Here is a 25004-nt window from a genome sequence, read left to right as displayed (position 1 = left end):
GTCAGGTTGAGCTTTTGGCCTGCCGATGATCCGCAAAGAACGGCTTGCCGTGGCTAATCCGGTCGGACGCCTTGGGCATATTCACGGCTTGCGCCTCGGGCCGCTCGACATACCAGTAACAATGACTCACCGCCCGGGTGATGCCGACGTAGGCCAAGCGCAGGATTTCATCTTTCTGGGCGCTGTCGTAGGGCTCGGCATCGCCGCTCTTGCCCAGTCCGGCCATGCGATAGACCTGATTCTTGTAAGGCGAGCTGGTCAAGTGCTGGCAATCGCCGAGTAGGAACACCGCGTCCGCTTGCAGGCCTTTGGCGCTGTGATACGTCAGTTGTTTCAGCCGGCGAGACGCGTAGGGCAAGCTCGAATCCACATTAACTACCGATTGAATATGCGCTTCTATCAATGACTTATCACTACTTCTTCGATAAAGCATCAGGATTGAATCACCGCGATTATAGTGAGCCGTTAAACGCTGTCCCAAAGCCTGATCATCCCGTTCCAGCACATTGACCGGCCGCAATTCCTGCACCGCACCGCTGGCCTTGGCCTTCTTGCCGGCAATCGACGGCGCTGCGCGGACGATGTGTTCGGCAGCATCGATAATATGCTGGTGGCTGCGATAGTTCTCGCTGAGCATCACCCGCGTGGTGCTCGGTGAGGGGAATTGCTTGCCAAATTCCATGAAGTAGCTCGGTGAACTGCCCCGCCAGCCGTAGATCGACTGCCAGTCATCCCCCACACACAGTAACGACGAGCGCTGCGCGCCGCGCCCAACATGCATCGCCGGGCCACGACTGCGGATCTCCCGCAGGCTGGCCCGCAACCACGAAACAATCTGCGGCGAAACGTCTTGAAATTCGTCGATCATCAGGTGCGACAGTGGCCGCAGCAATGCATCGCCGAGCAACTTGAAGTTTTCCGGGGAGTGCTCGCTGAACAACGCGAACATGCGGTTGTAAGTCATGACCGGCGGTTTCTGGTCGAGCAAATGATCTTCCAGGGCGCGCCAGTAAAGACTCAGGGCTTCGAAGAACAAGCGGTCCGGGTCGTCCTTGGCGAAGCTCATCTGGCTCACCGCCGTCGGGACGTCCAGCCCGAGATTCTCGATAAACCCCGCCGCCGCGACGAAACAGTCGAGCAGCGGCGCAGAGGCCAGTTCGCCTTTGACCTTGTAATCAAAGCCTGGCCCTGCCGCTGCATCCCCAGCCAAGGTCGCGAGCACACGCCTGGAAGATTCGTAGCTGTCCAGCCATATCAATGGCTTACGGCAGAATGCTTGAAACAGCGTTCTTTTAACCGACCACTCTGCTCGGATACTCAACCGCGCATTCGGACGACTGAGTTGCGCACTTTCGCGAGGATCGAAACCGAGGACGACCCAGGCATCCAGGCTGGGGATGTAGCCGTGGCAATGAAAGGTCGAACCGTTTATCTCAAACGCCTCGCGGCTGGGCTCTATGCCCTTGATCGGCCAGGCACCGGCGCGGAACCACAGATCCTCGATCGCATCGCAGAGTTCTTCATCGCGCTGCGCGGCCAATTCGGTCACCGCCATGCGCTTCTGCACGTCCGGGTGATCGCGTTCCAGTTCCCGGAGCTGCAAACCGTGGCGCGACAACGGCTGAATCAGCTCGCGGAAGCGCTGATCGCGGGTAAACAAGCCGTGATAACAGGCGTTTAGCTGTTGGCGCTGGGCGTCGTTGATGCGCAAGTCGAAGGGATTGCTCTCTACTTCCGCATCATCACCTTGTGCCCGCAGGCTGAGGTTCTCAAACGCCTGCAAGCGCTCAAACCCCGGCAGACTGCGGACCATGGGCAGGATCCGCGAATGAAAGGTGCGCACCAGGTCGCGGCCCTGCTTGAGGCTGATCGGCAGCCCCCACAGGGCGAACACGTCGATAAGCTTAGTGATGAAATCCTTGCGCGACTCTCGAGTGAAGGTCACCACGGTCATGGAATCCAGCTCAAAGCCAAAGTAATGGTTGAGCAGCAGAATCCGCAGCACCAAGGTGGTGGACTTGCCCGCGCCGGCCCCGGCCACCACGGAGGTCGACGGTGTGTCGCTGAAAATCATCTTCCACTGCGCCGTGCTTGGCTGGGCATGCGCGGGCAGCAGGCGTCCTACGTCAACCTTGATCCGTTTCTTCAGTTCGGCGGAAAGCGGCAACCGCCAATCGTCAAACAAATGCTCATCCACTTGCGGCGGCCGATGCTCGGTCGAGCGTGAGTCGCGAATCAACAGGACTTGCCGGCCGGCCTCCAGTCCTTCGGCATGTCCTTCCTTATAGCCGTAATCGACACCGGCGCTATGGCCGCTGCGAAAGCCATCCGCCTGACCATGCAGCCACGACGCGCGATGCTGTGCGCGCAAGCGGGTCAAGCCATGGCCGAAAAATCGCGCGGCCATACGTTTGAGCCAAGGCATCTGCGCCAAAGGTTGAAGTTCAGGAGGGAGATCGGGAATCGGTGGCACCACGCTGAGGGACTCCGGGGCTGTAGGCAATGGCAGCTATGGTGTCTGCATTTGCTCGTCAGTTCTAGTGAAATGCTTATCCATCATTGACTTAAGTGATGAACTGAAAGCTGCATGAGATTGTTTCGAGGTTATTTGAAGATCGACTTTCTCGATGGTAATGCGGCATTTTTTACGCTTTTTATCGATTTGTAGTTAATAGATGATGCCCGCCATCAACCACAGGTTCCTGACGCGCGGTCTGGTGCCGTCGTCATCACGAACCCTCTCAGGAGAAGATCATGCTCGAACTCAGACCTTTCACCAGCCTGGGCGGCGCCCATCACGGCTGGTTGGATGCCCATCATCACTTTTCGTTCGCCGAATACCACGACCCCAAACGCATGAACTGGGGCAACCTGCGGGTCTGGAACGATGACGTGATTGCCGCCGGAACCGGGTTCCCGACCCACCCACACCGGGACATGGAAATCATCACCTACGTCCGCGAAGGCGCGATCACCCACCAGGACAACCTGGGCAACAAGGGCCGCACCGAAGCCGGTGATGTGCAAGTAATGAGTGCCGGCACCGGGATCGCCCACAGCGAGTTCAATCTGGAATCGACTGAAACCAAGATCTTCCAGATTTGGATCATTCCGACCGAAACCGGCGCGGCACCGTCCTGGGGCGCAAAACCTTTTCCCAAGGGCGACCGTGAAGGCTTCGTGACCCTGGCCAGCGGCAAGGGCGGCGACGACCAGAGCCTGCGCATCCGTGCCGATGCCCGCTTGGTGGCGGCAAACCTGAAGGCCGGGGAATCGGCGGAATATCGCCTCGACCACGGCCGCCGTGCGTATCTGGTGCCTTCAACGGGTCGCATTGAAGTCAATGGCTTGCACGCACAAGCTCGCGACGGCATCGCGGTGGCTAATGAGCAGGTCTTGCGAGTGACGGCCATCGAGGACAGCGAAATTGTCTTGGTGGACCTGGCTTGATTCGATAAACACCGCAATGCAAAAAGGGCGACCGTGATGGTCGCCCTTTCTTGTTTCCGCAGCCCTTACTTGGAAGCGATTGCGCCATCCACCAGCGTTTGCGCCTCGGCCACCAATTGCTTGAGGTGCTCATCGCCGATGAAGCTTTCGGCGTAGATCTTGTAGATGTCCTCGGTGCCTGACGGCCGCGCGGCGAACCAGCCGTTCTCAGTCATCACTTTCAAGCCGCCAATCGCCTGATCATTGCCCGGCGCATGGCTGAGAATGCTCTGGATCGCTTCGCCCGCCAGTTGCGTCGAGGTCACTTGATCCGGCGACAACTTACTCAGCAATGCCTTCTGCTCGGGGTTGGCCTTGGCATCCACGCGAACCGAGAACGGTTCGCCCAGTTCCTCGGTCAGCGCCTGATAGGCCTGGCTTGGATCGCGACCAGTGCGAGCGGTCATTTCAGCCGCCAACAGCGCCGGGATCAGACCGTCCTTGTCGGTGCTCCACACGCCGCCGTCCTTGCGCAGGAACGAGGCCCCGGCGCTTTCTTCGCCGCCGAACCCCAGCGAGCCATCGAACAGGCCATCGGCAAACCATTTGAAGCCCACCGGCACTTCGTACAAGCGACGACCCAGGCGCTTGGCCACGCGATCAATCAGGCCACTGCTGACCACGGTTTTGCCGACAGCGGCATCAGCGCGCCATTGCGGACGATTCTGAAACAGGTAATCGATCGACACCGCGAGGTAATTGTTCGGTGCCAGCAAGCCGCCCGACGGGGTGACGATGCCATGGCGATCGTGGTCCGGGTCGCAGGCGAACGCCACGTCAAAGCGTTCTTTCAAACCGATCAGCCCCTGCATCGCATAGCTGGACGACGGGTCCATGCGGATCTGGCCGTCCCAGTCGACGCTCATGAAGCGGAAGGTCGGATCGACCTCGGTGTTGACCACGTCGAGGTTCAAGCGGTAGTGCTCGGCAATGGCCGACCAGTAGCGCACCCCTGCTCCGCCCAGCGGATCCACGCCCAAGCGCAGATTGGCGCCACGGATGGCGTCGAAATCGATCACGTTGATCAAATCGGCGACGTAGGTATTGAGGTAGTCGTGACGATGAGTGGTCTCGGCTTTCAGCGCCTGCTCGTAGCTGATGCGCTTGACCCCGGCCAGTTTGTTGGCCAGCAGTTCGTTGGCCTTGGCTTCGATCCACTTGGTGATGTGGGTGTCCGCCGGGCCGCCGTTGGTGGGGTTGTACTTGTAACCACCGCTTTGTGGCGGGTTGTGCGACGGCGTGATCACGATGCCGTCCGCCAGGCCCGTGGTGCGGCCGCGGTTGTAGCAGAGGATGGCGTGGGAGATCGCCGGGGTTGGGGTGTATTCGTCGTTGGCGGCGATCATTACGGTGACACCGTTGGCCGCGAGTACTTCCAGGGCGCTGGCGCCGGCCGGGGTCGACAACGCGTGGGTGTCGATGCCGACAAACAGCGGCCCGGTGATGCCTTGCGCTTCACGGTACAGGCAGATGGCCTGGCTGATGGCCAGGACGTGCCACTCGTTGAAACTCAAATCGAAGGAGCTGCCGCGATGCCCGGACGTGCCAAACGCTACGCGCTGGGTGGAAATGGCCGCGTCAGGCTGGCCGGTGTAATAGGCCGTTACCAGTCGCGGGATATCGACCAACAGTTGCGCCGGCGCCGGTTTACCCGCAAAAGGACTGAGTGACATGCAAAACCTCTGGGATCGAGTGGTCAGGAAATGAAAGGAGTTTACTGACAGTTCGACCACAGCGCGATGTTATCGATCCCGTTAAGATTCGGCAGGTTTTGCCGGTCAATCCAGCTGCTCCATGCGCAGCGCATCGCCCAGCAACGCCAGTGCGGCGGCGAGGTCGTGGTGGCCGCTGAAGCTGTGGTTCAGGCGCAAATGCTGCTGATACGAGCCCTGCAGGCTGAACAACTCCCCTGGTGCGATCACCACGTGCTGCTTGAGCAAACGCTGGAACACCCGCCGCATATCGACCTGGCGTCGACACCGCGCCCACAACGTCGCCCCGCCCTGCGGATCGACAATTTGCAACGCCTCGCCCAGACGTTCCTGCACGGCCTGGCTCATCGACAACTTGCGCTCCTTGAGCAGCCGCCGCAGCACATGCAAGTGCTGGTCGAAGCGACCGCTGGCATACAGTCGCGCCACGGCTTTCTGGCGGATCGGCGATAATCGGAACGCCCGCAGCAGGAAATGCCGCTGGAACTCGCTGCGCAAGTGCCGCGTCAGCAAATAGCCGTAGGGCGCTTCCGGGCCCATGACTTTCTCGAAGGTCGAACACACGATCAACCGATCCGGGTCGAGCACATCGCGAAATCGCAGGTTGTCGGCCTCGAAACCCAGTTCACCGTAACTGTCGTTCTCCAGCACCCAGCAGCCCTTCTGTTGCAGCAGTTGCGCGGTCGCCCGGCGATTGTCTTCGGGGATCCGGCTGCCGTGGGGCATGTTCAAGCTCGACGAGACGATCGCCAGGCGCAGCGATGGGTCGTTGAGCGCGTGCGCGAGGATCTCCAGGTCGAGGCCGCCGTCGGCCTGGACCGGCACCTCAATCACCCGCACTTCAGCGGCTTGCAACAAGCGCAGGATCGACCAGTCGCAAGGTGACTCCACCAGCACCGCTGCGCCTTTGAGGTTGAGTACGCCGATCAGCAGTTCCAAGGCACCGCGCAGGTCCGCGCCGACGTAGACGTCATCGGCATGCCAGTAGCGGGACGCGGAGGTGGTGTAGCGGGCGGCGACTGCGGTACGTAGCTCGTGTTCGCCGCAGGGTTGCGGCGGCAATTGCGGCTGGCGCGGGTATTGCCGCACCAATTCGCGCTCCAGCAGCAACAACGGACTGTCGAGCGGCTGTAATGCCGCCGGTTCGTCGGCGCTGAGCACCAGCATGCCGGGACGTCGGGCGCCACTGTACAGACTCTCCAGCAGATCGCTGCCGCTATTGATCACCGAGGTGCAGGCCATCGGCAACGCGTAGTAGCCGGACTTGGCCACCGAGTAGACCCGCCCTTCTTTCTCCAGCAGCGAATAGGCGTATTGAATGGTCGAGATCGACACGTTCAAGCGCTCCGACAGCTGGCGCAAGGACGGCAGGCGCACCCGGCAGTCCGCGCCCAGTTCGCTGATTAAGTGCGTCAGATAGCGGTACACCGCCTGGTAAGCGAAATCAGTCTGCCGCGCACCTTTGATCGCTATCGGCGGCTCGCTGTCGAGGCGATCGTCATGGCCGGTCACTGGCGGGCCGACAGTTCGCCCAGCGGATCGACGTCGGACGACGTGGCCGGCGAGGCTTCCGCCCGGCCGTGCTCCCAGGAAACCGAGCGCATGGTGTACAAGCGGCGCAACAGGCTGACGGGCAGACCGCTGACATCCAGCATCCATTGCAGCACCTGATCCGGCGCCTGGCCGGTTTGCAGTGCGCGGTGCAGGTCCGGCATCGCCACCAACATGCCGGGATGGCAACGCCGCAGGAAGGTTTCCAGCCCCGCCCCTTCGTCCACAAAGGGTGCAAACAACATGCACAGCAGTTGTGCTTCGGTCAGCCCGGTGGCCGCATGCGCCTGGGTCGATGCGCGGGTCCGGTATTCTGTCCAGTCGATGTTGAACGCGGCCTGTGGACCCTCTGCCAGCGGCTCGCTTGCGTGCTGACGGCGCTGCATCACCTGGATGCGGTGCAAGAAGTCGGTCACCCCTGCTTCATAGCCACGATCCTCGACGAACAGTGCGTACAAGCCGTGCAAATGCGCGCAGGCCTGGGGACTCAGGTACGGGTTTTCATGGCTGTCGATCACCAGGTCGACTGGCTGTACGCCGAGGAACTCGCTGAACAAGGGCCAGCAGGCTTCCAGGTTGCTGAGGATCAGATCGTGGATTTCGATGCAATGCGCGCGGCGCCACAACTCAAACTCCGATTCCGGTCGCCATTGTTCGCGCTCCTGCTCAATGTACAACTCGCGAAAGAAGTCGCCGCCGAGGCTGTCGAGCAAGGCGAATAGTTCGGCGAAACCCGAAGTGCCCTGCAAGGGGATCGCCAGGCCGACCTTATGCGCGGCGCGGCTCAGGCCATCGAGAAAGCGTTTCTGCTGGCGCGGCGAATCGCTGTTGATCAACGCGTCGACGCCGCCGCTCCAGCGCGCGAGACGCCCATACATTTCACCGGTGCTCAGGTAGCCATCATCACCGGGATCGAGGGGCGCCTCGCGATGGCGCAAATGCCCGACCATCAGCAGGTTCAGGCGATTGGCGTCGCGGCCGGCCTGGGACAGCGGCGTACCGTGGCGAAACGGCAGGACTTCGCGGTTATCGGCCATCACCACTTCGACGCGCGGGTCGTCGTAGAGAAACAACGCGGCGTAACTGCGTTGCATGCTGTCCAGCGTGGCCTGTGAGGTGCTGTTAAAGCACTGCGTGACCACGCGCATCTGGAAGGTAGATGGGGCACGCCCGGCGATGCTCAACTGCGCCGCCCGCAGGAACGCTAGGGTGTAGCAGCTTTCCTGGGTGCCGGAATGGCAGAACAGGACTTTGTATTCGCCAATCCGCTCCATACCGCCGGCGGCGACTACCAATCGCTGAATCAATAATTGCAACGCCGTACGTTCTGCCCGCGTGAAGTAACTCAACAATCTGTGTACTACTTGTTGATAGACATAGTTCATTGCTTGATCATGAATTGCACTCATCGTTATCTACCTGATATTCGAACCCTGGATATCGCGCAAGCAATGATGGGCATTGCACGACCGGCAACCGACATTGACGAACATGTCGTGGTCTAGTGATTAAATATTAACACCGCGTTTTTTATTGATTAGCGGGATTTTCCGGGCCCGGCAAACCAATCAATGTCAGCTGATTTGCGCCGGCGCCCGGTGGGCAAGGGCTATCGGCCTTTTCTCCTGTCGTCCTAGGAAGTTTCCGACAACTTCCCACGGACAACGAGCACATGAAATCAGGAAAGGTATGAGTATCCATTGTCCGGTAACTAGCGGATTTCCCACGATTGTTGCCCCTGACAGGCCCGGACAATAACTAATGGGTGATAGCTCACAATAATTTGCAGGCAGCAAAGAGGTCAGTCGACACTTCAACATGCTCGTTCCTTGAGATGAAAACAATCATGCAATTATCGAGAATTGAGTCCTGATTAGAAGATACAGATTGCAGGGAAAAACCAGTTCAGTTGCAGAGTGATCGGGCCTCGACGCGGTAGTGAAACATCAGGCAAAAAAAAGCCGCGAAATGATCGCGGCATAAAGGGAAGTTCTGTGCGGCTCGAGGGGCCGTCCAAACGGTCCCTCGTCAAGGCTTACGCCGGCTCGACCTGCAAGGCCACTCGCTCGCGGCATGGGCATTCGTCCATGTAGCGGTGGGCATCGACGAACTCGGTAAACGGGAACACCCGAGTCTTCAACGGCAGCAGCACACGGTCAGCGGTCAACTGGTTGATATCGCGCAAGGCCCGCTGCAACGCCACTTCGTCCTGCGCGATGCCCAGCTCCGGCTTGCCGGTGAAGTTACCGATGCAGTGCACAAAGAACTGAATGTTCTTCTGGAACGCTGCACAGGCCGGGAACGGCGTCTGGTTACCACCTTGCAACCCGTACAACACCAGGCTGCCGCGCGGTGCCAGCACATCGCCAAGCATCGACATCTGCGGACCACCCAAGCCATCGAACACCACGTCAACGCCGCGGTTGTCGGTGATCTTGTTGATCTGCATCAGCAAGTCCTGCTCTTCGGTGACGATGACCTTCTCGGCGCCCAAGGACAGCAGGTACTCGCGTTCCTCGGGGTTCTTGGTTGCGGCAATCACCTTGATGCCCAGCGCCTTGCCCAGTTGGACAAAGGACGGACCCGCGCAATGGCTGGCGTCAGTGACCAGGGCAAACTGCCCAGGTTTGACTCGCGCCAGATCGACGTAGGCAAAGTAAGCGATCAGCAGCGGCGTGTAGTGCACGCTGGCCTGGACCGGAGACAAGACGTCCGGATAACGAGTCAGCGCGGTACGCGGCAAAATGATCGACTCGCCGTAGACCGGGTAGTCGTTCGGGCTCTCGGCCGGGAAACTGGCTACCTTGTCGCCCACTGCCAAATCAGTGACGTTGTCGCCGACTGCAGTCACCACACCGGCCATTTCATGACCCAGGCCAGAAGGCAGACGTGCTTGGGAAGATGCCAGGTTCTGACGCCAGAGCGTGTCATACCAGCTAATGCCGATCGCTTCGACACGCACCTGCACTTCGCCCGGTGCTGGCAGAGCGGCCGCATGCTCTTCGCATTTGAGCACCTCGGCAGGACCAAACTTGTGAAAACGGATCGTGCGTGACATCGCAAACCTCGCCAAAGAAACCTCTAATGCCCCGAACTCTATCTGGGGTTTTAACCCAACACTATCAGTGGCTATTAATAGTCGACATGTCTGTCATTGATTCCGCAGGGCTGTCATCGTTCTAAAAAATGCAGAAAAGCGCCCTGCCAATGCCTGAAATGTGAATTAGCCGATGCAGAGGACCGGCCTTTCCCCGTAAGATTCATGCCGGCCATTGTTCTTAATTGGCCGCCCACGTCAAGCTCGCTGACTCTGCCAGGACTCCAGATGAATCGTAATGACCTGCGTCGTGTCGACCTGAACCTGTTGATCGTATTCGAAACATTGATGCACGAACGCAGTGTGACCCGTGCCGCCGAGAAGCTCTTTCTCGGACAGCCGGCCATCAGCGCGGCCCTTTCACGCCTGCGCGGGCTGTTCGACGACCCGTTGTTCGTGCGTACCGGTCGCAGCATGGAACCCTCGGCCCGGGCCGTGGAAATCTTCGCCCTGCTCTCCCCGGCGCTGGATTCGATCTCGACCGCCGTCAGCCGCGCGGCCGAATTCGACCCGGCCACCAGTACCGCGGTGTTTCGCATCGGTTTGTCGGACGATGTCGAATTCGCCCTGCTGCCCAGCCTGCTCAAGCGTTTGCGCGCCGAATCGCCAGGCATCGTCGTCGTCGTGCGCCGCGCCAACTACATATTGATGCCGTCGCTGCTGGCCTCCGGGGAGATTTCCATCGGTGTCAGCTACACCGCCGACCTGCCGGCCAATGCCAAGCGCAAGGTGTTGCGCCGCAGCAAACCGAAACTGCTGCGTGCCGACACCGTGCCGGGGCCGCTGAGCCTGGATGATTTCTGCGCGCGGCCGCATGCGCTGGTGTCGTTCGCCGGTGACCTCAGCGGCTTTATAGATGAAGAACTGGAGAAACTCGGACGCAAACGCCACGTGGTGTTGGCAGTGCCGCAGTTCAACGGCCTGAGCACGTTGATCAGCGGCACTGATATCGTCGCCACCGTGCCGGACTACACTGCCGATGCCTTGACCGCCGCTGGCGGCGTGCGCGCCGAGGATCCACCGTTGCCGGTGCAGACTTTCGAACTGCACATGGCCTGGCGTGGTTCCCAGGACAACGACCCTGGCGAGCGCTGGTTGCGGTCGCGGATTCAGATGTTCTTTGGGGATCCTGACAGCCTGGCTTGACGCCTTTCCCGCGGAGGAGCCCGCCGGCTCTCCGCGGATTGATGTGATTCAGGCAATACAGAATTACCATCACGGACATTGATAGCACCCTAACGGAAGGCGCATGCTAGAGGGCTTGCATGGCGCCGATATCATTCCGAATGATAGTTACCTTCGCTTCATTCGATTCGTGACATAGCAGCCGCCCGAGCATCATCCGCCCATCTCAATACATTGGCGGATGCATCCATGGAACAGTCACTCAAACATTTGCGCTTCCCCCTGGCTATCTTGGCCGTCGTGGTGATGAGCGCTTGCGGGAAGAATCCGGAAACTGCGGCCGCCCCGCCTGCTGCCAAAGTCAGCGTGGCGAAAGTGCTGGAGCAACCGGTCAACGAGTGGGACGAGTTCACCGGCCGCCTCGAAGCGCCGGAAACTGTCGAAATCCGTCCGCGGGTTTCCGGTCAGATTGATGAAGTGGCTTTCACTGAAGGCGCCCTGGTCAAGAAAGGCGACTTGCTGTTCCAGATCGACCCGCGTCCGTTCCAGGCTGAGGTCCGCCGCCTCGAAGCCCTGGTCGCCCAAAGTCGCGCCACCGCCACCCGCAGTGAAAACGAAGCCCAACGCGGCGAACGTCTGCGGACCAGCAATGCCATCTCCGCCGAACTCGCCGATTCGCGCACCAGCGCCGCTCAGGAATCGCGTGCCGCCGTTGGCGCCCTGCAAGCACAGTTGGACCTGGCAAAACTGAACCTGAGCTTCACCCGCGTCACCGCGCCGATCAGCGGTCGCGTCAGCCGTGCGGAAATCACCGCCGGCAACCTGGTGACCGCCGATGTCACGCCGCTGACCAGCGTCGTGTCCACCGACAAGGTCTACGCCTACTTCGACGCTGACGAACGTGTGTTCCTCAAATACACGCAGCTCGCTCGTTCCGGTCAACGCGGCGCGACCACTCCTGTGTACCTGGGCCTGTCCAACGAGGACGGCAACCCGCACCAAGGCGTGATGAACTTCGTCGATAACCAGGTCAATCCGAAAACCGGCACCATCCGTGGTCGCGCCGTGTTCGACAACAGCAAGGGCGACTACACCCCCGGCCTGTACGCTCGCCTGAAACTGGTCGGCAGCGGCACTTACAACGCCATGCTGATCAACGACGAAGCGGTCGGCACCGACTTGGGCAAGAAATTCGTCCTGGTGATGGACGCCGACAACAAGACCGCTTACCGCTCGGTCGAACTGGGTCCGAAAATCGAAGGCTTGCGCATCGTGCGCAGCGGCCTGAACAAAGACGACACCGTCATCGTCAAGGGCTTGCAGCGTGTCCGTCCGGGCTCGCCGGTTACCCCTGAAGTGATCCCGATGGCCAGCAAGGAAACCCTTGCCGCCCTGGCCCAACAACGACAAGCGCTCGAAGCCAGCAACCTGCCCCAAGTGACGCCTGCCAAGGCTGCGCCGGCGCCGGCTGTGAAACTCGCCGCTGCGAACCCACGCGGTTAAGGGATAATTTCGATGAATTTTTCGCAATTCTTTATTTCCCGGCCGATCTTCGCTGCGGTGCTGTCGCTGCTGATCCTGATCGCCGGTGCCATCTCGCTGTTCCAGTTGCCGATCAGCGAATACCCGGAAGTCGTGCCGCCGACCGTCGTGGTCCGCGCCAACTTCCCGGGCGCCAACCCTAAAGTCATCGGCGAAACCGTGGCTGCGCCTTTGGAGCAAGCCATTACCGGTGTCGAGAACATGTTGTATATGTCCTCGCAGTCCACCGCCGACGGCAAGATCACCCTGACCATTACCTTCGCCCTGGGTACTGACCTGGATAACGCGCAGGTGCAGGTACAGAACCGTGTTACCCGGACCGAGCCCAAGCTCCCGGAAGAAGTGACGCGGATCGGTATCACGGTAGACAAGGCTTCGCCCGACCTGACCATGGTTGTGCACTTGACCTCGCCGGACAAACGCTACGACATGCTCTACCTGTCCAACTACGCCCTGCTCAACATCAAGGATGAGCTGGCGCGGCTGGGGGGTGTCGGCGACGTGCAACTGTTCGGCATGGGCGATTACTCGCTGCGGGTCTGGCTCGATCCGAACAAGACCGCTTCGCGTAACCTGACCGCCACCGATGTGGTCGCCGCGATTCGCGAGCAGAACCGCCAGGTCGCAGCCGGTGCTCTCGGCGCACCGCCGGCGCCTAACGCTACCTCGTTCCAGCTCTCGGTCAACGCCCAGGGCCGCCTGGTGTCCGAAGAAGAGTTCGAAAACATCGTGATTCGCTCTGGCGACAACGGTGAGATCACCCGCCTTAAAGACATCGCCCGGGTTGAACTGGGTTCCAGCCAATACGCCTTGCGTTCGTTGCTCAATAACCAGCCGGCCGTGGCGATCCCCATCTTCCAGCGTCCGGGTTCGAACGCTATCCAGATCTCGAACGACGTTCGCGGCAAGATGGATGAGCTGAAGAAAAACTTCCCGCAAGGGATGGACTACAGCATCGTTTATGACCCGACGATCTTCGTTCGTGGTTCGATCGAAGCGGTGGTGCACACCCTGTTCGAAGCGCTGATCCTCGTGGTGCTGGTGGTGATCCTGTTCCTGCAGACCTGGCGCGCCTCGATCATCCCGTTGGTGGCGGTGCCGGTATCGTTGATCGGTACCTTTGCGGTCATGCACATGTTTGGCTTCTCGCTCAACGCCCTGTCGCTGTTCGGGCTGGTATTGGCCATCGGTATCGTGGTGGACGACGCCATCGTGGTGGTGGAAAACGTAGAGCGAAACATCGAACTCGGATTAACCCCGGTGGAGGCCACCAAACGCGCCATGCGGGAAGTGACCGGCCCGATCATCGCCACGGCCCTGGTGTTGTGTGCGGTGTTTATCCCGGCAGCCTTCATCTCCGGTCTCACCGGCCAGTTCTATAAACAGTTCGCCCTGACCATTGCCATTTCGACGGTGATCTCGGCCTTCAACTCCCTGACTTTGTCGCCAGCACTGGCTGCAGTGTTGTTGAAGAGCCATGACGCGCCGAAAGACCGCTTCTCGAAAGTTCTCGACAAGATGTTCGGTGGCTGGTTGTTCAAACCGTTCAACCGCTTCTTCGAGAAGGCCAGCCATGGCTATGTCGGAACGGTCGGCCGTGTGATCCGCAGCAGTGGTATCGCCCTGATTGTCTATGCCGGCCTGATGGTGCTGACGTTCTTCGGCTTCTCCAGCACCCCGACCGGTTTCGTACCTGGCCAGGACAAGCAATACCTGGTGGCGTTCGCGCAACTGCCGGACGCCTCGAGCCTGGACCGCACCGAAGACGTGATCAAACGCATGTCCGACCTCGCCCTGAAACAACCGGGTGTGGATAGCGCCGTAGCCTTCCCTGGCCTGTCGATCAACGGCTTCACCAACAGCCCGAACGCCGGCATCGTGTTTGTGACCTTGAAGCCTTTCGAAGAGCGTACTGATCCGAGCGAGTCCGCCGGCGCGATTGCCGGTGCGTTGAACGGCAAGTTCGCGGGCATTGAAGAAGCCTACATGGCGATTTTCCCGCCGCCGCCGGTACAAGGTCTGGGCACCATCGGTGGTTTCCGCTTGCAAATCGAAGACCGGGGCAACCTGGGCTACGACGAGCTGTACAAAGAAACCATGAACATCATTGCCAAGAGCCACAACGTGCCGGAACTGGCCGCGCTGTTCACCAGCTATACCGTGAACGTGCCGCAGGTCGATGCCGCCATCGACCGGGAAAAAGCCAAGACCCACGGGGTTGCCGTCAGCGACATCTTCGACACCCTGCAGATCTACCTGGGCTCGCTGTATGCCAACGACTTCAACCGCTTCGGCCGGACCTACCAGGTCAACGTTCAGGCCGAGCAGCAGTTCCGCCTCGAACCTGACCAGATCGGCCAGTTGAAAGTGCGTAACAACAAAGGCGAGATGATCCCGCTGGCGACCTTCATCAAGGTCACCGACACCTCGGGCCCGGACCGCGTGATGCACTACAACGGCTTCATCACCGCTGAAATCAACGGTGCGGCAGCCCCCGGCTACAGCTCCGGCCAGGCCGAGAAAGCGATCGAGAAACTGCTTAAGGAAGAACTGCCCAACGGTATGACCTACGAGTGGACTGACCTGACCTATCAGCAAATCCTCTCCGGCAACACCGCGCTGTTCGTGTTCCCGCTCTGCGTACTGCTGGCGTTCCTGGTACTCGCCGCACAATACGAAAGCTGGAGCCTGCCACTGGCGGTGATCCTGATCGTACCGATGACTTTGCTGTCGGCCATCGTTGGCGTGATTGCCTCCGGCGGTGACAACAACATCTTTACCCAGATCGGATTGATCGTACTGGTCGGCCTGGCGTGTAAGAACGCGATTCTGATCGTCGAGTTCGCCAAGGATAAACAGCAGGACGAAGGCCTCAGCCCGCTCGCCGCGGTCCTGGAAGCTTGCCGCCTGCGTCTGCGGCCGATCCTGATGACCTCGTTCGCCTTCATCATGGGTGTGGTGCCTCTGGTGCTGTCCAGCGGCGCCGGTGCCGAGATGCGTCATGCCATGGGCGTGGCGGTGTTCTCCGGGATGCTTGGGGTGACTTTCTTCGGTCTGTTGTTGACGCCGGTGTTCTACGTACTGATTCGTAACTTTGTGGAGCGCGGTGAAGCGCGCAAAGCGGCCAAGGCCCTGAAACTGGAGTCGCAACAATGAGCCTGAAAGTCTTCCTGCCAAGCTTGCTGGTACTGGCGCTGAGTGCCTGTGCCGTCGGCCCGGACTACAAGGCCCCGACCACGGAAGCCGCTAACATCACCACCGCCACTGATGGCGCCGCCGGCCAGAAGAACTTTGACCGCGCACGCTTCGAAGGCATCTGGTGGCAGCAATTCGATGACCCGACCCTCAACCAGTTGGTGACTCGATCGCTGCAAGGCAACCGCGAGTTGCGCGTGTCCTTTGCCCGTCTGCGGGCGGCCCGCGCCATCCGCGATGACGCCAGCAATGACGCCATGCCGACCATCACCAGCCGCGCCAGCAGTGACCTGGGCAAAGGCCAGATTCCGGGCCAGACCACCCAGCGCGTCAACAGCGAGCGCTACGACCTGGGGTTGGACATGGCCTGGGAGGTCGACCTGTTCGGTCGCATCCAGCGCAATCTGGAAGCCACTGAGGCCGATCAAGCGTCCGCCGAAGCCGATCTGTACCAACTGCAAGTCACCATCATTGCTGAACTAGTGGATGCCTACGGACAACTGCGCGGTGCGCAACTGCGGGAAAAGATCGCCCTGGAGAACCTGAAAAACCAGCAGGACTCCCGCGGTATCACCCTCAACTTGCGTGACGCCGGTGTCGGCGACCAGCTGGACGTGGAGCGTGCCGATGCCCGCCTCGCATCCGTGGAAGCCAGCGTGCCGCAGTTGCAGGCCGAGCAGGTACGGCAGAAAAACCGTATCGCCACCCTGCTGGGTGAACGCCCGGACAAACTGACCGTGGACCTCAGCCCGAAACAACTGCCAGCCATCGCCAAGGCTTTGCCGATTGGTGATCCAGGCGAGTTGCTGCAACGCCGGCCCGACATTCTCAGTGCCGAGCGTCAATTGGCGGCAGCGACTGCGCGGATCGGCGTGGCCAAGGCCGATCTGTTCCCACGGGTCAGCCTCAGCGGTTTCCTCGGTTTCACCGCCGGGCGTGGTTCGCAAATCGGTTCCTCGGCGGCCAACGCCTGGGCACTGGGCCCGAGCATCACCTGGGCAGCTTTCGACCTCGGCAGCGTGCGCGCCCGTTTGCGCGGTGCCAACGCCGAAGCTGATGGCGCGCTGGCGAACTACGAGCAGCAAGTCTTGCTTGCCCTGGAAGAATCGGAAAACGCCTTCAGTGACTACGGCAAACGCCAGCAGCGCTTGATTTCACTGATTCGTCAAAGCGAATCGAGCCGCTCGGCCGCCAACCTGGCGGAGATCCGCTACCGCGAAGGCACGGTGGATTTCCTGGTACTGCTCGATGCGCAGCGTGAACGCCTGGCAGCCGAAGACACCCAGGCTCAAGCCGAAATCGACCTGTATCGCGGCATCGTCGCGATTTACAAGGCGCTAGGCGGCGGCTGGTCGCCGGACACCGTGGCCAGCAAGTAATCCGTTTTTAAAGAGCTCCTTTGGTTGGCCGCAACCAACCAATTTTTTGCCCCGCACCTACTCGGTCGCGGGGCTTTTTTTCGTCTCGCGTTTTTCTACCACGGTGACCGTGGCCGTGGTTCCCGCGCGCAAGCGGTCGATGCCTGCGTAATCCGGGTCGATGGCAATCCGCACCGGCACCCGTTGCGCGAGTTTGACCCAGGTGTAGCTCGGATTGACGTCGGCCAGCAATCGATTGCCGGGCGCGTTCTCCCGATCGGTGATGGCAAACGCGATGCTTTGCACCGTACCGCCAAAGCGTTCGCCGCTCATCAACTCGATCCTCACTCGATCGCCCTCTTCTATTCGTGGCAACTTGGTTTCTTCGAAATAACCGCTGACGTAGAACGACTCGCTGTCGACCAGCGCCAGCAAAGCCCCGCCGGCCACCGCGTAGTCGCCTTGACGGGTCAGCAGATTGGTCACGTAGCCGCTGACCGGCGCCAGCACCCTGGTGCGTTGCAGGTCAAGTTCGGCCTGGTGCAAAGCGGCCACCGCAAGTTGCACATTGGCCTGCGCCAGCCCGAGATTGGCCTGGTTGCGCAACAGGTCAGCCTGGGCGACGGCCACTTCGGTGTTGGATTTCTCGTACTCTTCCCCGGAAATTGCGAAGCCCTGGCGCAGCGAACGGCGACGGCGCTCTTCGCTCTCGCGTTGTTTCAGCAACACCTGACTGGACGTGATGGTCGCCTGGGATTGCCCCAGCGAGGCCTTGGCCACTTCCACCGAACGCTTGGCGTGCTCCACCGCCAAGGCATAACGGGCCGGGTCGATTTCCAGTAACGTTTGCCCCTTTTCCACATGCTGGTTGTCCTGCACGCCGAGGCTGACGATACGCCCGGAGACGTCCGCCGACAGCGTCACCACGTCCGCGCGCACCCGTGCGTCCCGGGTCCAGGGCGCACGGGTGTAATGCTCCCAGGCAAACCAGCCGAGGACGAACGCCAGCAGCACCACAACGACGGTCAGTAATCGCGGAAGAATGTTCTTCACGTATTCAAGCTCCCCATCCACAAAATAAGCGTGGCGCACACACAGACGTACAACGCACCTTCAAACAGCGCTTCGTGCCAGACAAACCGCAGCAACCCCAAGCGCCGCAGCCCCCAGTCGAGCATCAGAAACAGCGGAATCGCCAGCAACAGCGCTTGGGCGATCGGCGGCAGATAGACGCCGCCGACTTCGAAATCAATGGGCAATCGCCGGTACTCCTGTGGTTTCGGGTTCGAGATAAGGGTGATAACGCTGCAGGAACGACATCACGATCAGCACGCTGACGCGCATGCGGAACACCGACCAGAGGTGTTCGTGACCGCTGATATGCAGGTTATCCAGTTCGTCACCCAGGGTCGTCAACTGGCCCAGCAATTCTGACAAGTTCGCCTCCACCTGCCCGCCGACCCTGCGTCCGGCGTCGTACACTGCGGCCAGCAACCGGCGCTGCAAGTCCGCTCCCAACAAGCGATTGTGCTGCGCCTGTTGCTGGAGCTGGCTGAGCGACGTGCCCAGCGCCATAAAAGCTAGGCTGACTTCATATAACTCAGCGGAGCGAGCGTCTTTAATTGACGGCAACAACGCTTGCATCATGGTCAGGCGATCGACCAGCCGACTTTCAAAGGCGAACTGCCGCTCGTCGCTGGCCATGTTCTGCAGCAAGGCGTGCACCTCGTCGCGGTTCTCCTTGAACAACCGACGCATGCGCAAGCCCGGGCTGTAGGGAAAAATCCAGGCGTAGACCATGATCGCCAATGCAGCGGCACTGACATAGGCGCCGGCAAATTCGAACCACTGCATCGCGGTGTTCTGCCCAGTGCCGATATTCTGCGGTCCGAGCAGCAGGAAACTGGTCAACCCGAGGCCAATACCCATGCCGGCAGTGGCCGGGCTCGACAAGCCAATCGCCACCACGTAGAGCAGCGGCGCAAGCAGCAACGCCAGCAATTCGAAGTCACTGACCATCGGCACCAGCATGAATTGGTAGAACGCCGAGATCACCAGCGCCATTGCCATGCCTCGGGCGTAACTCTGACTGGCCAGCAGCGGTCGTGGGAACGTCGCCATCAGCGAACACAGAATGCCCACCAGGATCAGCCCGCCACGCGCACCGTCCCACGCGGTTTCGATCCAGACGAACCCGCCGATCAGCAGCGCGACGAACGCTCGCGTCGCATTCATCGCCGCCAGTGTCAGGTCGAGATGCAAAGGATTTTGTTGCCCTCGGTACATGCAGCTGGCTTCGCGGCCGTCCTGTATGGCGTCACTGAGTTCGAGAATATGCTCGAGCTGTTGCAGCAGCCGCGCCTGCTCCCAGCGCAACGACCAGGCCAGGGAGCGCAGAGTCGCCGGCAGGTCTTCGGTCATCTGCTCCGCCAGGTAGGCTTGCTTGTCGAAGCGATTCTGCAACGCCACAAAGCGCTGGCGCCACTCCTCTGACAACCCGCGGCCGTTCTGCGCCAGCTCATCGAGGAATGCCAGTTCCTGCTCGCGCAGTTCCTGGACGTGCGCCGGCAGTTCACCCACCCAGTGCTCGCGAATCAACTCCCGTTGATGGCGCAATATCGTCAAGCGCGAGGTCAGCAGCACCAATTGGTTGCCCAACAGTTGTACCAATTGATGGGCGATGCGCAGGCGGGGGGCGTCGAAATACAAGTGGCGGCGCAAACCTTCCAGGGCGCTGATCTCACCGAGGAGTTGGGTCTGGCGGCGATGGAAGTCGGCGTCGCTTTCCTCGGTTCGCAACACCGCCGCTGCATGAACGGCCAGCAGGCGAATCACTTGGTCGACCTTGGCAAAGTAACCTCGGGCGACCGCTTCCGGGCGCGCCGTCAATAAGCTGACCACGCAGACGCAGGCAACCGCCAGCAGGGTTTCGGTGACGCGGGTCACCGCCAGTTGAAAGGTGCCGTCTGGCGCTGGCACCGCCAGCAGCGCCACAACCACTGCGGTGTAGCCACTGAGCACAAATGCCTGTGAACTGGTGTAGCGCAGCAAGGTGCCGCCCGCAGTGCACAGCGCCAGCCACAGCGCCAGCGTGACCAGGAATGGCAACGGCGCCTGAGGAAATACCGCCATGATCAACACCGCCACCACTGCGCCAACGGTGGTGCCGATCACCTGGCCGAAACTGCGCGCCAGGGCCATCCCCGCCAGCGGCTGGCTAACAATGACCACCGCCATGATGGCCCACTTGGGTTGGTCGAGATCGAAGACAAACGCCAGGTACAAGGTCAGCAAGCCGGCGACAATGGTCGTCAGAGCAAACAACAGCATGCCTTGGTTGGGATGAAGGATGGCTTTGAAATAAAGGATCAGCGACGGCATGGTCAGGCTCAAAGGGGGCGGGTCCAGCAAGCGTAGACACAGACTGGCGGTCTCGACAGCTTTCGAAGCCGCCGGGTGTTGTGGGCAAAATCGCCAGGCCGGGTAGGCTAAAGCCAGTCTGCGTTTGACTCAAGGCGCGTGCTGACCGAAGCTGGCATCTTTGCAATCGCTTGTCAGCTGTCGGATCACTGCATGTCCAAGCCCCGCCGTTTTCTGCTCGTCAGCCTCTGTCTTGTGTGTGTCCTGGGCCTCGCCTGGGGCTTGTTGCGTACCAGCGCGCCGGTCATCCCCGATGCGATCAAGCATGGTTACAGCGAAGCCCTGGCCCAGGCGCGCAACGGTCAGCCGGGCGCCGCGCGGGTACTGTATCAGCAACTCGGGCGCCCGGACCTGTCGGCCAAGCGGCGTATCTGGCTGCTTAACGAATTGCCCAACTACCCAAGCCCTCAGGCCCTGAAACTGGCGGATGCACATTTGCTGCATAGCGCTGTGGACGTGCGCCAGGCCGCAATCAAAAGCGTGCTAGGCCTGGTGCCCAGTGGCCAGCGCAGCCTGTTGCTCGGGCCGTTGCTCGACGACCCGGTGCAAAGCGTGCGCTTCGCCACGGTCAATGCTTTGCTGGGTTTGTCGCCAGATGAACTGGGCCTGTACTTCGCGCCGTTGCAACAGGCCATCGACGCCTACGAATCGCAGATCAAGAGCCAGCCGGAAAGTGCTGCCAACGCCTATCAATTGGCCCGCCTCTATTTGCACAACGCCGAACTGAAGGCTGCGCAACAAGCCTTGGAAAACACCCTGCGTCTGGACCCAGGCAATCTGCCGGCGCTGGTGATGCAGATCGAAGTGCTCGACCGCCAGGGCCAGAACGACGCCGCGCGCCAGCTGTTGGCCAAGCAACTGCAAGCTCAGCCGAACTCCGCCTATCTGCAACACGCCCTCGGTTTGTGGCTGCTGCACCACGGCCAGCCAGAGTACGCGGTGCTCGGTTTGTCGAAAGCGGTGGAGCTGGAGCCGAACAACAAAGACTACCGTTACGACCTCGCCACCACCCTGCACGGCGAGCAGGAACTGGAGGCAGCGCAGAAGCAACTGGAGGAAATCGTCCAGCGTTATCCGGCCGATCGCAAGGCACGGGTGCTGCTGATCAATTACTGGAAAGAAAGCGGCCAGTTACAGAATGTGCAAATCCTCCTGGCGCAGTTGGAACAACTCAATCCGGACGACCCGGCATTGCAGCAAGGTCTTTGAAATTGACGCTAAACTCCTCGGAACCCCGGTGATGGCAAAAGGTCAGTTGATCAGGCAGTCTTTTCAGGCACAACAGCCCTGCTGCCTCACTTCCCTAGTCATGAGAGGGTTTTTTTTGAGCACATCCAACGAGTTCATCAGCGCCAAGGCCGCAACCGGCATCGAAGGTCTGGATGACATCCTGTCCGGCGGTCTTTCTCGCAGCCACGTGTTTTTGCTGGAGGGAGAACCCGGAACCGGCAAGACAACGGTCGCGTTGCACTTCCTGCTGGCGGGCGCCAAAGCCGGCGAGCGCTCGTTGTACATCACCCTGTCGGAAACCGAACGTGAATTGCGCCAAGGCGCGCTGTCCCACGGCTGGGAGCTGGATGAAAACATCCACATTTTCGAGCTGACCCCGCCAGAAAGCCTGCTCAACGCCGAACACCAGCAAAGCCTCCTGTATTCCTCGGACCTTGAGCTGGGCGAAGCGACCAAGCAGATTTTCGAAGTGGTGGAACGGGTCAAGCCCACCCGCGTGGTTCTCGACAGTCTGTCGGAGATCCGCCTGCTGGCGCAAAGCTCCTTGCGCTACCGACGGCAGATCCTGGCGATCAAGCATTACTTCGTGCGGTACGACGCGACCGTGTTGCTACTCGATGACTTGACCACCGAATCCCTGGACAAAACGGTACACAGTGTCGCCCACGGCGTGATTCGCCTCGAAGAACTCACGCCGAACTACGGTGCCGAGCGTCGACGCATCCGCGTGGTGAAATATCGCGGGCAGAAATACCGTGGTGGCTTCCACGACTTCACCATCATGGGCGACGGCGTGCACGTCTTTCCGCGACTGGTGGCGGCCGAACACCGCGGCGCTTACGAACGCCTGCAACTGAGCAGCGGCATCCCCGAAATGGACGCGTTGCTCGGAGGCGGCATCGAAACCGGCTCCAGCACCTTGATCCTCGGCCCGGCCGGTACCGGCAAATCGCTGATTTCGATGATCTTCGCCGCCGCCGCGGTCAGGCGTGGCGAGAAAGCCGCGCTGTTTATCTTCGACGAAGAACTGGGCCTGCTGTTCGAGCGCATGAAGAACATCGGCATCGACCTTGCTGCACTGCAAGCCACCGGCAATCTACTGATCGAACAAGTTGACGCCGCCGAGCTGTCACCGGGGGAGTTCTCCCACCGCGTGCGCCGTTGCGTAGACGAACGTCAGATCAAGACCGTGGTGATCGACAGCATCAACGGCTACCAGGCCGCGATGCCGGAAGAGAATGCCTTGGTGCTGCACATGCACGAACTGTTGCTGTACCTGAACCGCAAAGGCGCGGCGACCTTCATGACCGTCGCCCAACACGGTCTGGTAGGCGATATGCAGGCACCGGTCGACATCACTTACCTGGCCGACACGGTGATTCTGTTGCGCTACTTCGAAGCCGTGGGCAAGGTGCGCCGTGCCATTTCAATTATCAAGAAACGCACCGGCAGCCATGAATCGACCATCCGTGAATATCGTATCTCGGGCAAAGGCATGACCATCGGCGAACCATTGGATGCTTTCCAAGGCGTGTTGCGCGGCGTGCCGACCTATCTTGGCGCCAGTAACCCGCTGCTCAAGGACGATAGCCAGTGAGTGTGCCGGGACCGCTAGCCGAACGTGCGTTGATTCTCGCGCCGCTGGGCCGTGACAGCCAAGTGGCGCAGATGCTGCTTAAAGAGGCAGGCTTCGCCGGAGACATTTGCCCCAACCTGAGTCATCTATGCAGCGAATTGAATCGTGGCGCGGGGCTGGTGCTGGTTGCCGCCGAAGCCTTGCTTGGCCCTGATTTGGAAACCTTGCTGGTGTATCTCGAACAGCAACCGGCGTGGTCCGACTTGCCGATCGTGCTGCTGACTCACCACGGCGGACCGGAGAACAACCCTTCGGCGCGCTTCGGGGCGCAGTTGGGGAACGTGACGTTCCTCGAGCGCCCTTTCCACCCTGCGACCCTGATAAGTCTGGTGACCACCGCGCTGCGCGGGCGACGACGACAGTACGATGCCAGGGATCGGCTGATCGACCTCAGTAACAGCGAGATGCGCTTGCAAACCACCCTCGAAACCCTGGAGCAGCAGGTCGAGGAACGCACCGCCCAACTGCGGCACAACGAAGAAGCCCTGCGCCAGTCCCAGAAAATGGAAGCGGTCGGCCAGCTCACAGGCGGCATTGCCCACGACTTCAACAACATGCTCACCGGCATCATCGGCAGTCTTGAACTGCTGCGTCGGCGCCTGGCCCGGGGCCGCACCGAAGACCTCGACAGCCTGATCGACCTTGGCGTGACCTCCGCCAACCGAGCCGCCAGCCTGACCCACCGCTTGCTGGCGTTTTCGCGCCGGCAGTCGCTGGACTCCAAAGCAGTCGACATGAATGCGCTGGTGACCTCCATGAGCGAGCTGCTCAAGCGCAGCATCAATGAAAGCATTCAGTTGGACATGCAACTCAATGACAGTCTGTGGGTGGCCGAGGCGGATCCGAATCAACTGGAAAGTGCCCTGCTCAACCTGGTACTGAACGCCCGGGACGCTATGCCCGATGGCGGCAAACTGGTGGTGCAAACGGCCAACGAACAGTTGGATGCTGCTTACACCAGTGCCTACAACAACCTGGCGCCAGGCGATTACGTGGTGCTGATTGTCACCGACAACGGCTGCGGTATGCCGCAAAGCGTGATCAACCGTGCGTTTGATCCGTTCTACACCACCAAGCCGATCGGCCAGGGCACGGGCCTCGGCCTGTCGATGATCTACGGATTCAGCAAGCAATCCAACGGTCACGTCACCATCGACAGCGAGCCCGACCAAGGCACTACGGTCAAGCTCTACCTGCCGCGATTCCGTGGCGAACCGTTGCCCGATACCGCCACCGATGCCCAGCAACTGCCTTACGCGCGCGAAGGCGAAACCGTGCTGATCGTCGAAGACGACCCGGCCGTGCGTGTACTGGTGAGTGCGGTATTAGGCGAGTTAGGGTATGCCTTCGTCGAAGCGGCGGATGCCGACAGCGCAGTCCCAATCCTCGACTCTGCGCAACGCATCGATCTGCTGATCAGTGACGTGGGCCTGCCGGGCATGAATGGCCGGCAACTGGCGGAAATCGGCCGACAATACCGGCCCAATCTGAAAGTTTTGTTTATCACCGGTTACGCCGAGCACGCAGCGGTGCGCGGTGGCTTCCTCGATCCCGGCATGCAGATGATCACCAAACCCTTCACCTTCGACCTGCTGACCGCCAAGGTCCGGGACATGATCCGCGATTGATCGCCGATCATCTCTCGCGCA

At 60.6% G+C, this 25004-nt stretch carries 16 protein-coding genes; 8 read left to right on the top strand and 8 right to left on the bottom strand.

All coding sequences use genetic code 11. The annotated features are described in order from the left end of the window. Window position 1 precedes the first annotated feature (1 nt). Window positions 2-2425 (bottom strand): UvrD-helicase domain-containing protein, encoded by a 2424-nt coding sequence (locus RG836_RS18365; protein WP_310848171.1) that lies wholly within the window; start codon window positions 2423-2425, stop codon window positions 2-4. Window positions 2426-2754: 329 nt separating this feature from the next. Here RG836_RS18365 and RG836_RS18360 point away from each other — a divergent pair, with 329 nt between their 5' ends. Continuing rightward, window positions 2755-3450 carry a pirin family protein gene (locus RG836_RS18360; protein ID WP_310848169.1) on the top strand — a complete coding sequence of 232 codons (696 nt, stop codon included), beginning with the start codon at window positions 2755-2757 and terminating at the stop codon, window positions 3448-3450. Between the two features lie 65 nt (window positions 3451-3515). On the opposite strand, the gene pgm is transcribed toward RG836_RS18360, so the two are convergent. From pgm to RG836_RS18340, 4 genes are all read right to left on the bottom strand, one after another. Beyond that, the gene (gene pgm, locus RG836_RS18355; RefSeq protein ID WP_310848168.1) at window positions 3516-5162 is read right to left on the bottom strand and encodes a phosphoglucomutase (alpha-D-glucose-1,6-bisphosphate-dependent); all 1647 of its coding nucleotides are present in this window, start codon (window positions 5160-5162) and stop codon (window positions 3516-3518) included. Window positions 5163-5267: 105 nt separating this feature from the next. Then, window positions 5268-6668 (bottom strand): aminotransferase-like domain-containing protein, encoded by a 1401-nt coding sequence (locus tag RG836_RS18350; protein WP_310848177.1) that lies wholly within the window; start codon window positions 6666-6668, stop codon window positions 5268-5270. A gap of 41 nt (window positions 6669-6709) precedes the next feature. Then, on the bottom strand, window positions 6710-8161 hold the full coding sequence (locus tag RG836_RS18345) for a hypothetical protein (RefSeq protein ID WP_310848166.1): 1452 nt from the start codon (window positions 8159-8161) through the stop codon (window positions 6710-6712). Window positions 8162-8787: 626 nt separating this feature from the next. Continuing rightward, window positions 8788-9810 carry a zinc-dependent alcohol dehydrogenase family protein gene (locus RG836_RS18340; protein ID WP_310848165.1) on the bottom strand — a complete coding sequence of 341 codons (1023 nt, stop codon included), beginning with the start codon at window positions 9808-9810 and terminating at the stop codon, window positions 8788-8790. A 267-nt stretch (window positions 9811-10077) separates the two neighbouring features. On the opposite strand from RG836_RS18340, the gene RG836_RS18335 reads away from it, so the two are divergent. The 4 genes from RG836_RS18335 to RG836_RS18320 all read left to right on the top strand — a co-directional run bounded on the left by RG836_RS18335 (window position 10078) and on the right by RG836_RS18320 (window position 17090). Then, window positions 10078-10995: a LysR family transcriptional regulator gene (locus RG836_RS18335; RefSeq protein WP_310848163.1), complete on the top strand. Its 918-nt coding sequence runs from the start codon at window positions 10078-10080 to the stop codon at window positions 10993-10995. A 228-nt stretch (window positions 10996-11223) separates the two neighbouring features. Next, entirely contained in the window at window positions 11224-12477 is a 1254-nt protein-coding gene (mexE, locus tag RG836_RS18330) for a multidrug efflux RND transporter periplasmic adaptor subunit MexE (RefSeq protein WP_310848161.1), read from the top strand. A 12-nt stretch (window positions 12478-12489) separates the two neighbouring features. Further along, on the top strand, window positions 12490-15672 hold the full coding sequence (locus RG836_RS18325; protein ID WP_310848159.1) for an efflux RND transporter permease subunit: 3183 nt from the start codon (window positions 12490-12492) through the stop codon (window positions 15670-15672). Continuing rightward, window positions 15669-17090 carry a TolC family protein gene (locus RG836_RS18320; RefSeq protein WP_310848157.1) on the top strand — a complete coding sequence of 474 codons (1422 nt, stop codon included), beginning with the start codon at window positions 15669-15671 and terminating at the stop codon, window positions 17088-17090. Before RG836_RS18325 ends, RG836_RS18320 begins: the two co-directional genes overlap by 4 nt. A 57-nt stretch (window positions 17091-17147) precedes the next feature. On the opposite strand, the gene RG836_RS18315 is transcribed toward RG836_RS18320, so the two are convergent. The 3 genes from RG836_RS18315 to RG836_RS18305 are packed head-to-tail and all read right to left on the bottom strand — an operon-like array spanning window position 17148 to window position 20450. Continuing rightward, complete coding sequence (locus RG836_RS18315) at window positions 17148-18122, bottom strand: HlyD family secretion protein (RefSeq protein ID WP_310848155.1); 975 nt, start codon at window positions 18120-18122, stop codon at window positions 17148-17150. Continuing rightward, on the bottom strand, window positions 18119-18328 hold the full coding sequence (locus RG836_RS18310; protein ID WP_310848153.1) for a DUF1656 domain-containing protein: 210 nt from the start codon (window positions 18326-18328) through the stop codon (window positions 18119-18121). The genes RG836_RS18315 and RG836_RS18310 overlap by 4 nt, the downstream gene beginning before the upstream one ends. Then, on the bottom strand, window positions 18318-20450 hold the full coding sequence (locus RG836_RS18305) for an FUSC family protein (RefSeq protein WP_310848151.1): 2133 nt from the start codon (window positions 20448-20450) through the stop codon (window positions 18318-18320). Before RG836_RS18305 ends, RG836_RS18310 begins: the two co-directional genes overlap by 11 nt. 192 nt (window positions 20451-20642) lie before the next feature. Here RG836_RS18305 and RG836_RS18300 point away from each other — a divergent pair, with 192 nt between their 5' ends. The 3 genes from RG836_RS18300 (at window position 20643) to RG836_RS18290 (ending at window position 24983) form a co-directional block, all read left to right on the top strand. After that, entirely contained in the window at window positions 20643-21698 is a 1056-nt protein-coding gene (locus tag RG836_RS18300) for a tetratricopeptide repeat protein (protein WP_310848149.1), read from the top strand. Between the two features lie 115 nt (window positions 21699-21813). Further along, a complete protein-coding gene (locus RG836_RS18295; protein WP_310848147.1) occupies window positions 21814-23316 on the top strand; it encodes an ATPase domain-containing protein in 1503 nt (500 codons plus the stop codon). Then, window positions 23313-24983: an ATP-binding protein gene (locus RG836_RS18290; protein WP_310848145.1), complete on the top strand. Its 1671-nt coding sequence runs from the start codon at window positions 23313-23315 to the stop codon at window positions 24981-24983. Before RG836_RS18295 ends, RG836_RS18290 begins: the two co-directional genes overlap by 4 nt. Window positions 24984-25004: the final 21 nt, after the last annotated feature.

Source organism: Pseudomonas rhizozeae, assembly GCF_031583775.1.
Classification (GTDB): Bacteria; Pseudomonadota; Gammaproteobacteria; order Pseudomonadales; family Pseudomonadaceae; genus Aquipseudomonas.
Note: the sequence above shows the minus strand (reverse complement) of the source record. Positions and strands in the feature narration are given on the sequence as shown.

Bases quoted from the DNA above. Each gene is read 5' to 3' on its own strand.
- mexE (WP_310848161.1), top strand. From the start codon at position 11,224: ATGGAACAGTCACTCAAACATTTGCGCTTCCCCCTGGCTATCTTGGCC.
- RG836_RS18300 (WP_310848149.1), top strand. From the start codon at position 20,643: ATGTCCAAGCCCCGCCGTTTTCTGCTCGTCAGCCTCTGTCTTGTGTGT.
- RG836_RS18345 (WP_310848166.1), bottom strand. From the start codon at position 8,161: ATGAGTGCAATTCATGATCAAGCAATGAACTATGTCTATCAACAAGTA.
- RG836_RS18325 (WP_310848159.1), top strand. From the start codon at position 12,490: ATGAATTTTTCGCAATTCTTTATTTCCCGGCCGATCTTCGCTGCGGTG.
- RG836_RS18305 (WP_310848151.1), bottom strand. From the start codon at position 20,450: ATGCCGTCGCTGATCCTTTATTTCAAAGCCATCCTTCATCCCAACCAA.
- pgm (WP_310848168.1), bottom strand. From the start codon at position 5,162: ATGTCACTCAGTCCTTTTGCGGGTAAACCGGCGCCGGCGCAACTGTTG.
- RG836_RS18365 (WP_310848171.1), bottom strand. From the start codon at position 2,425: ATGCCTTGGCTCAAACGTATGGCCGCGCGATTTTTCGGCCATGGCTTG.
- RG836_RS18320 (WP_310848157.1), top strand. From the start codon at position 15,669: ATGAGCCTGAAAGTCTTCCTGCCAAGCTTGCTGGTACTGGCGCTGAGT.
- RG836_RS18340 (WP_310848165.1), bottom strand. From the start codon at position 9,810: ATGTCACGCACGATCCGTTTTCACAAGTTTGGTCCTGCCGAGGTGCTC.
- RG836_RS18360 (WP_310848169.1), top strand. From the start codon at position 2,755: ATGCTCGAACTCAGACCTTTCACCAGCCTGGGCGGCGCCCATCACGGC.
- RG836_RS18335 (WP_310848163.1), top strand. From the start codon at position 10,078: ATGAATCGTAATGACCTGCGTCGTGTCGACCTGAACCTGTTGATCGTA.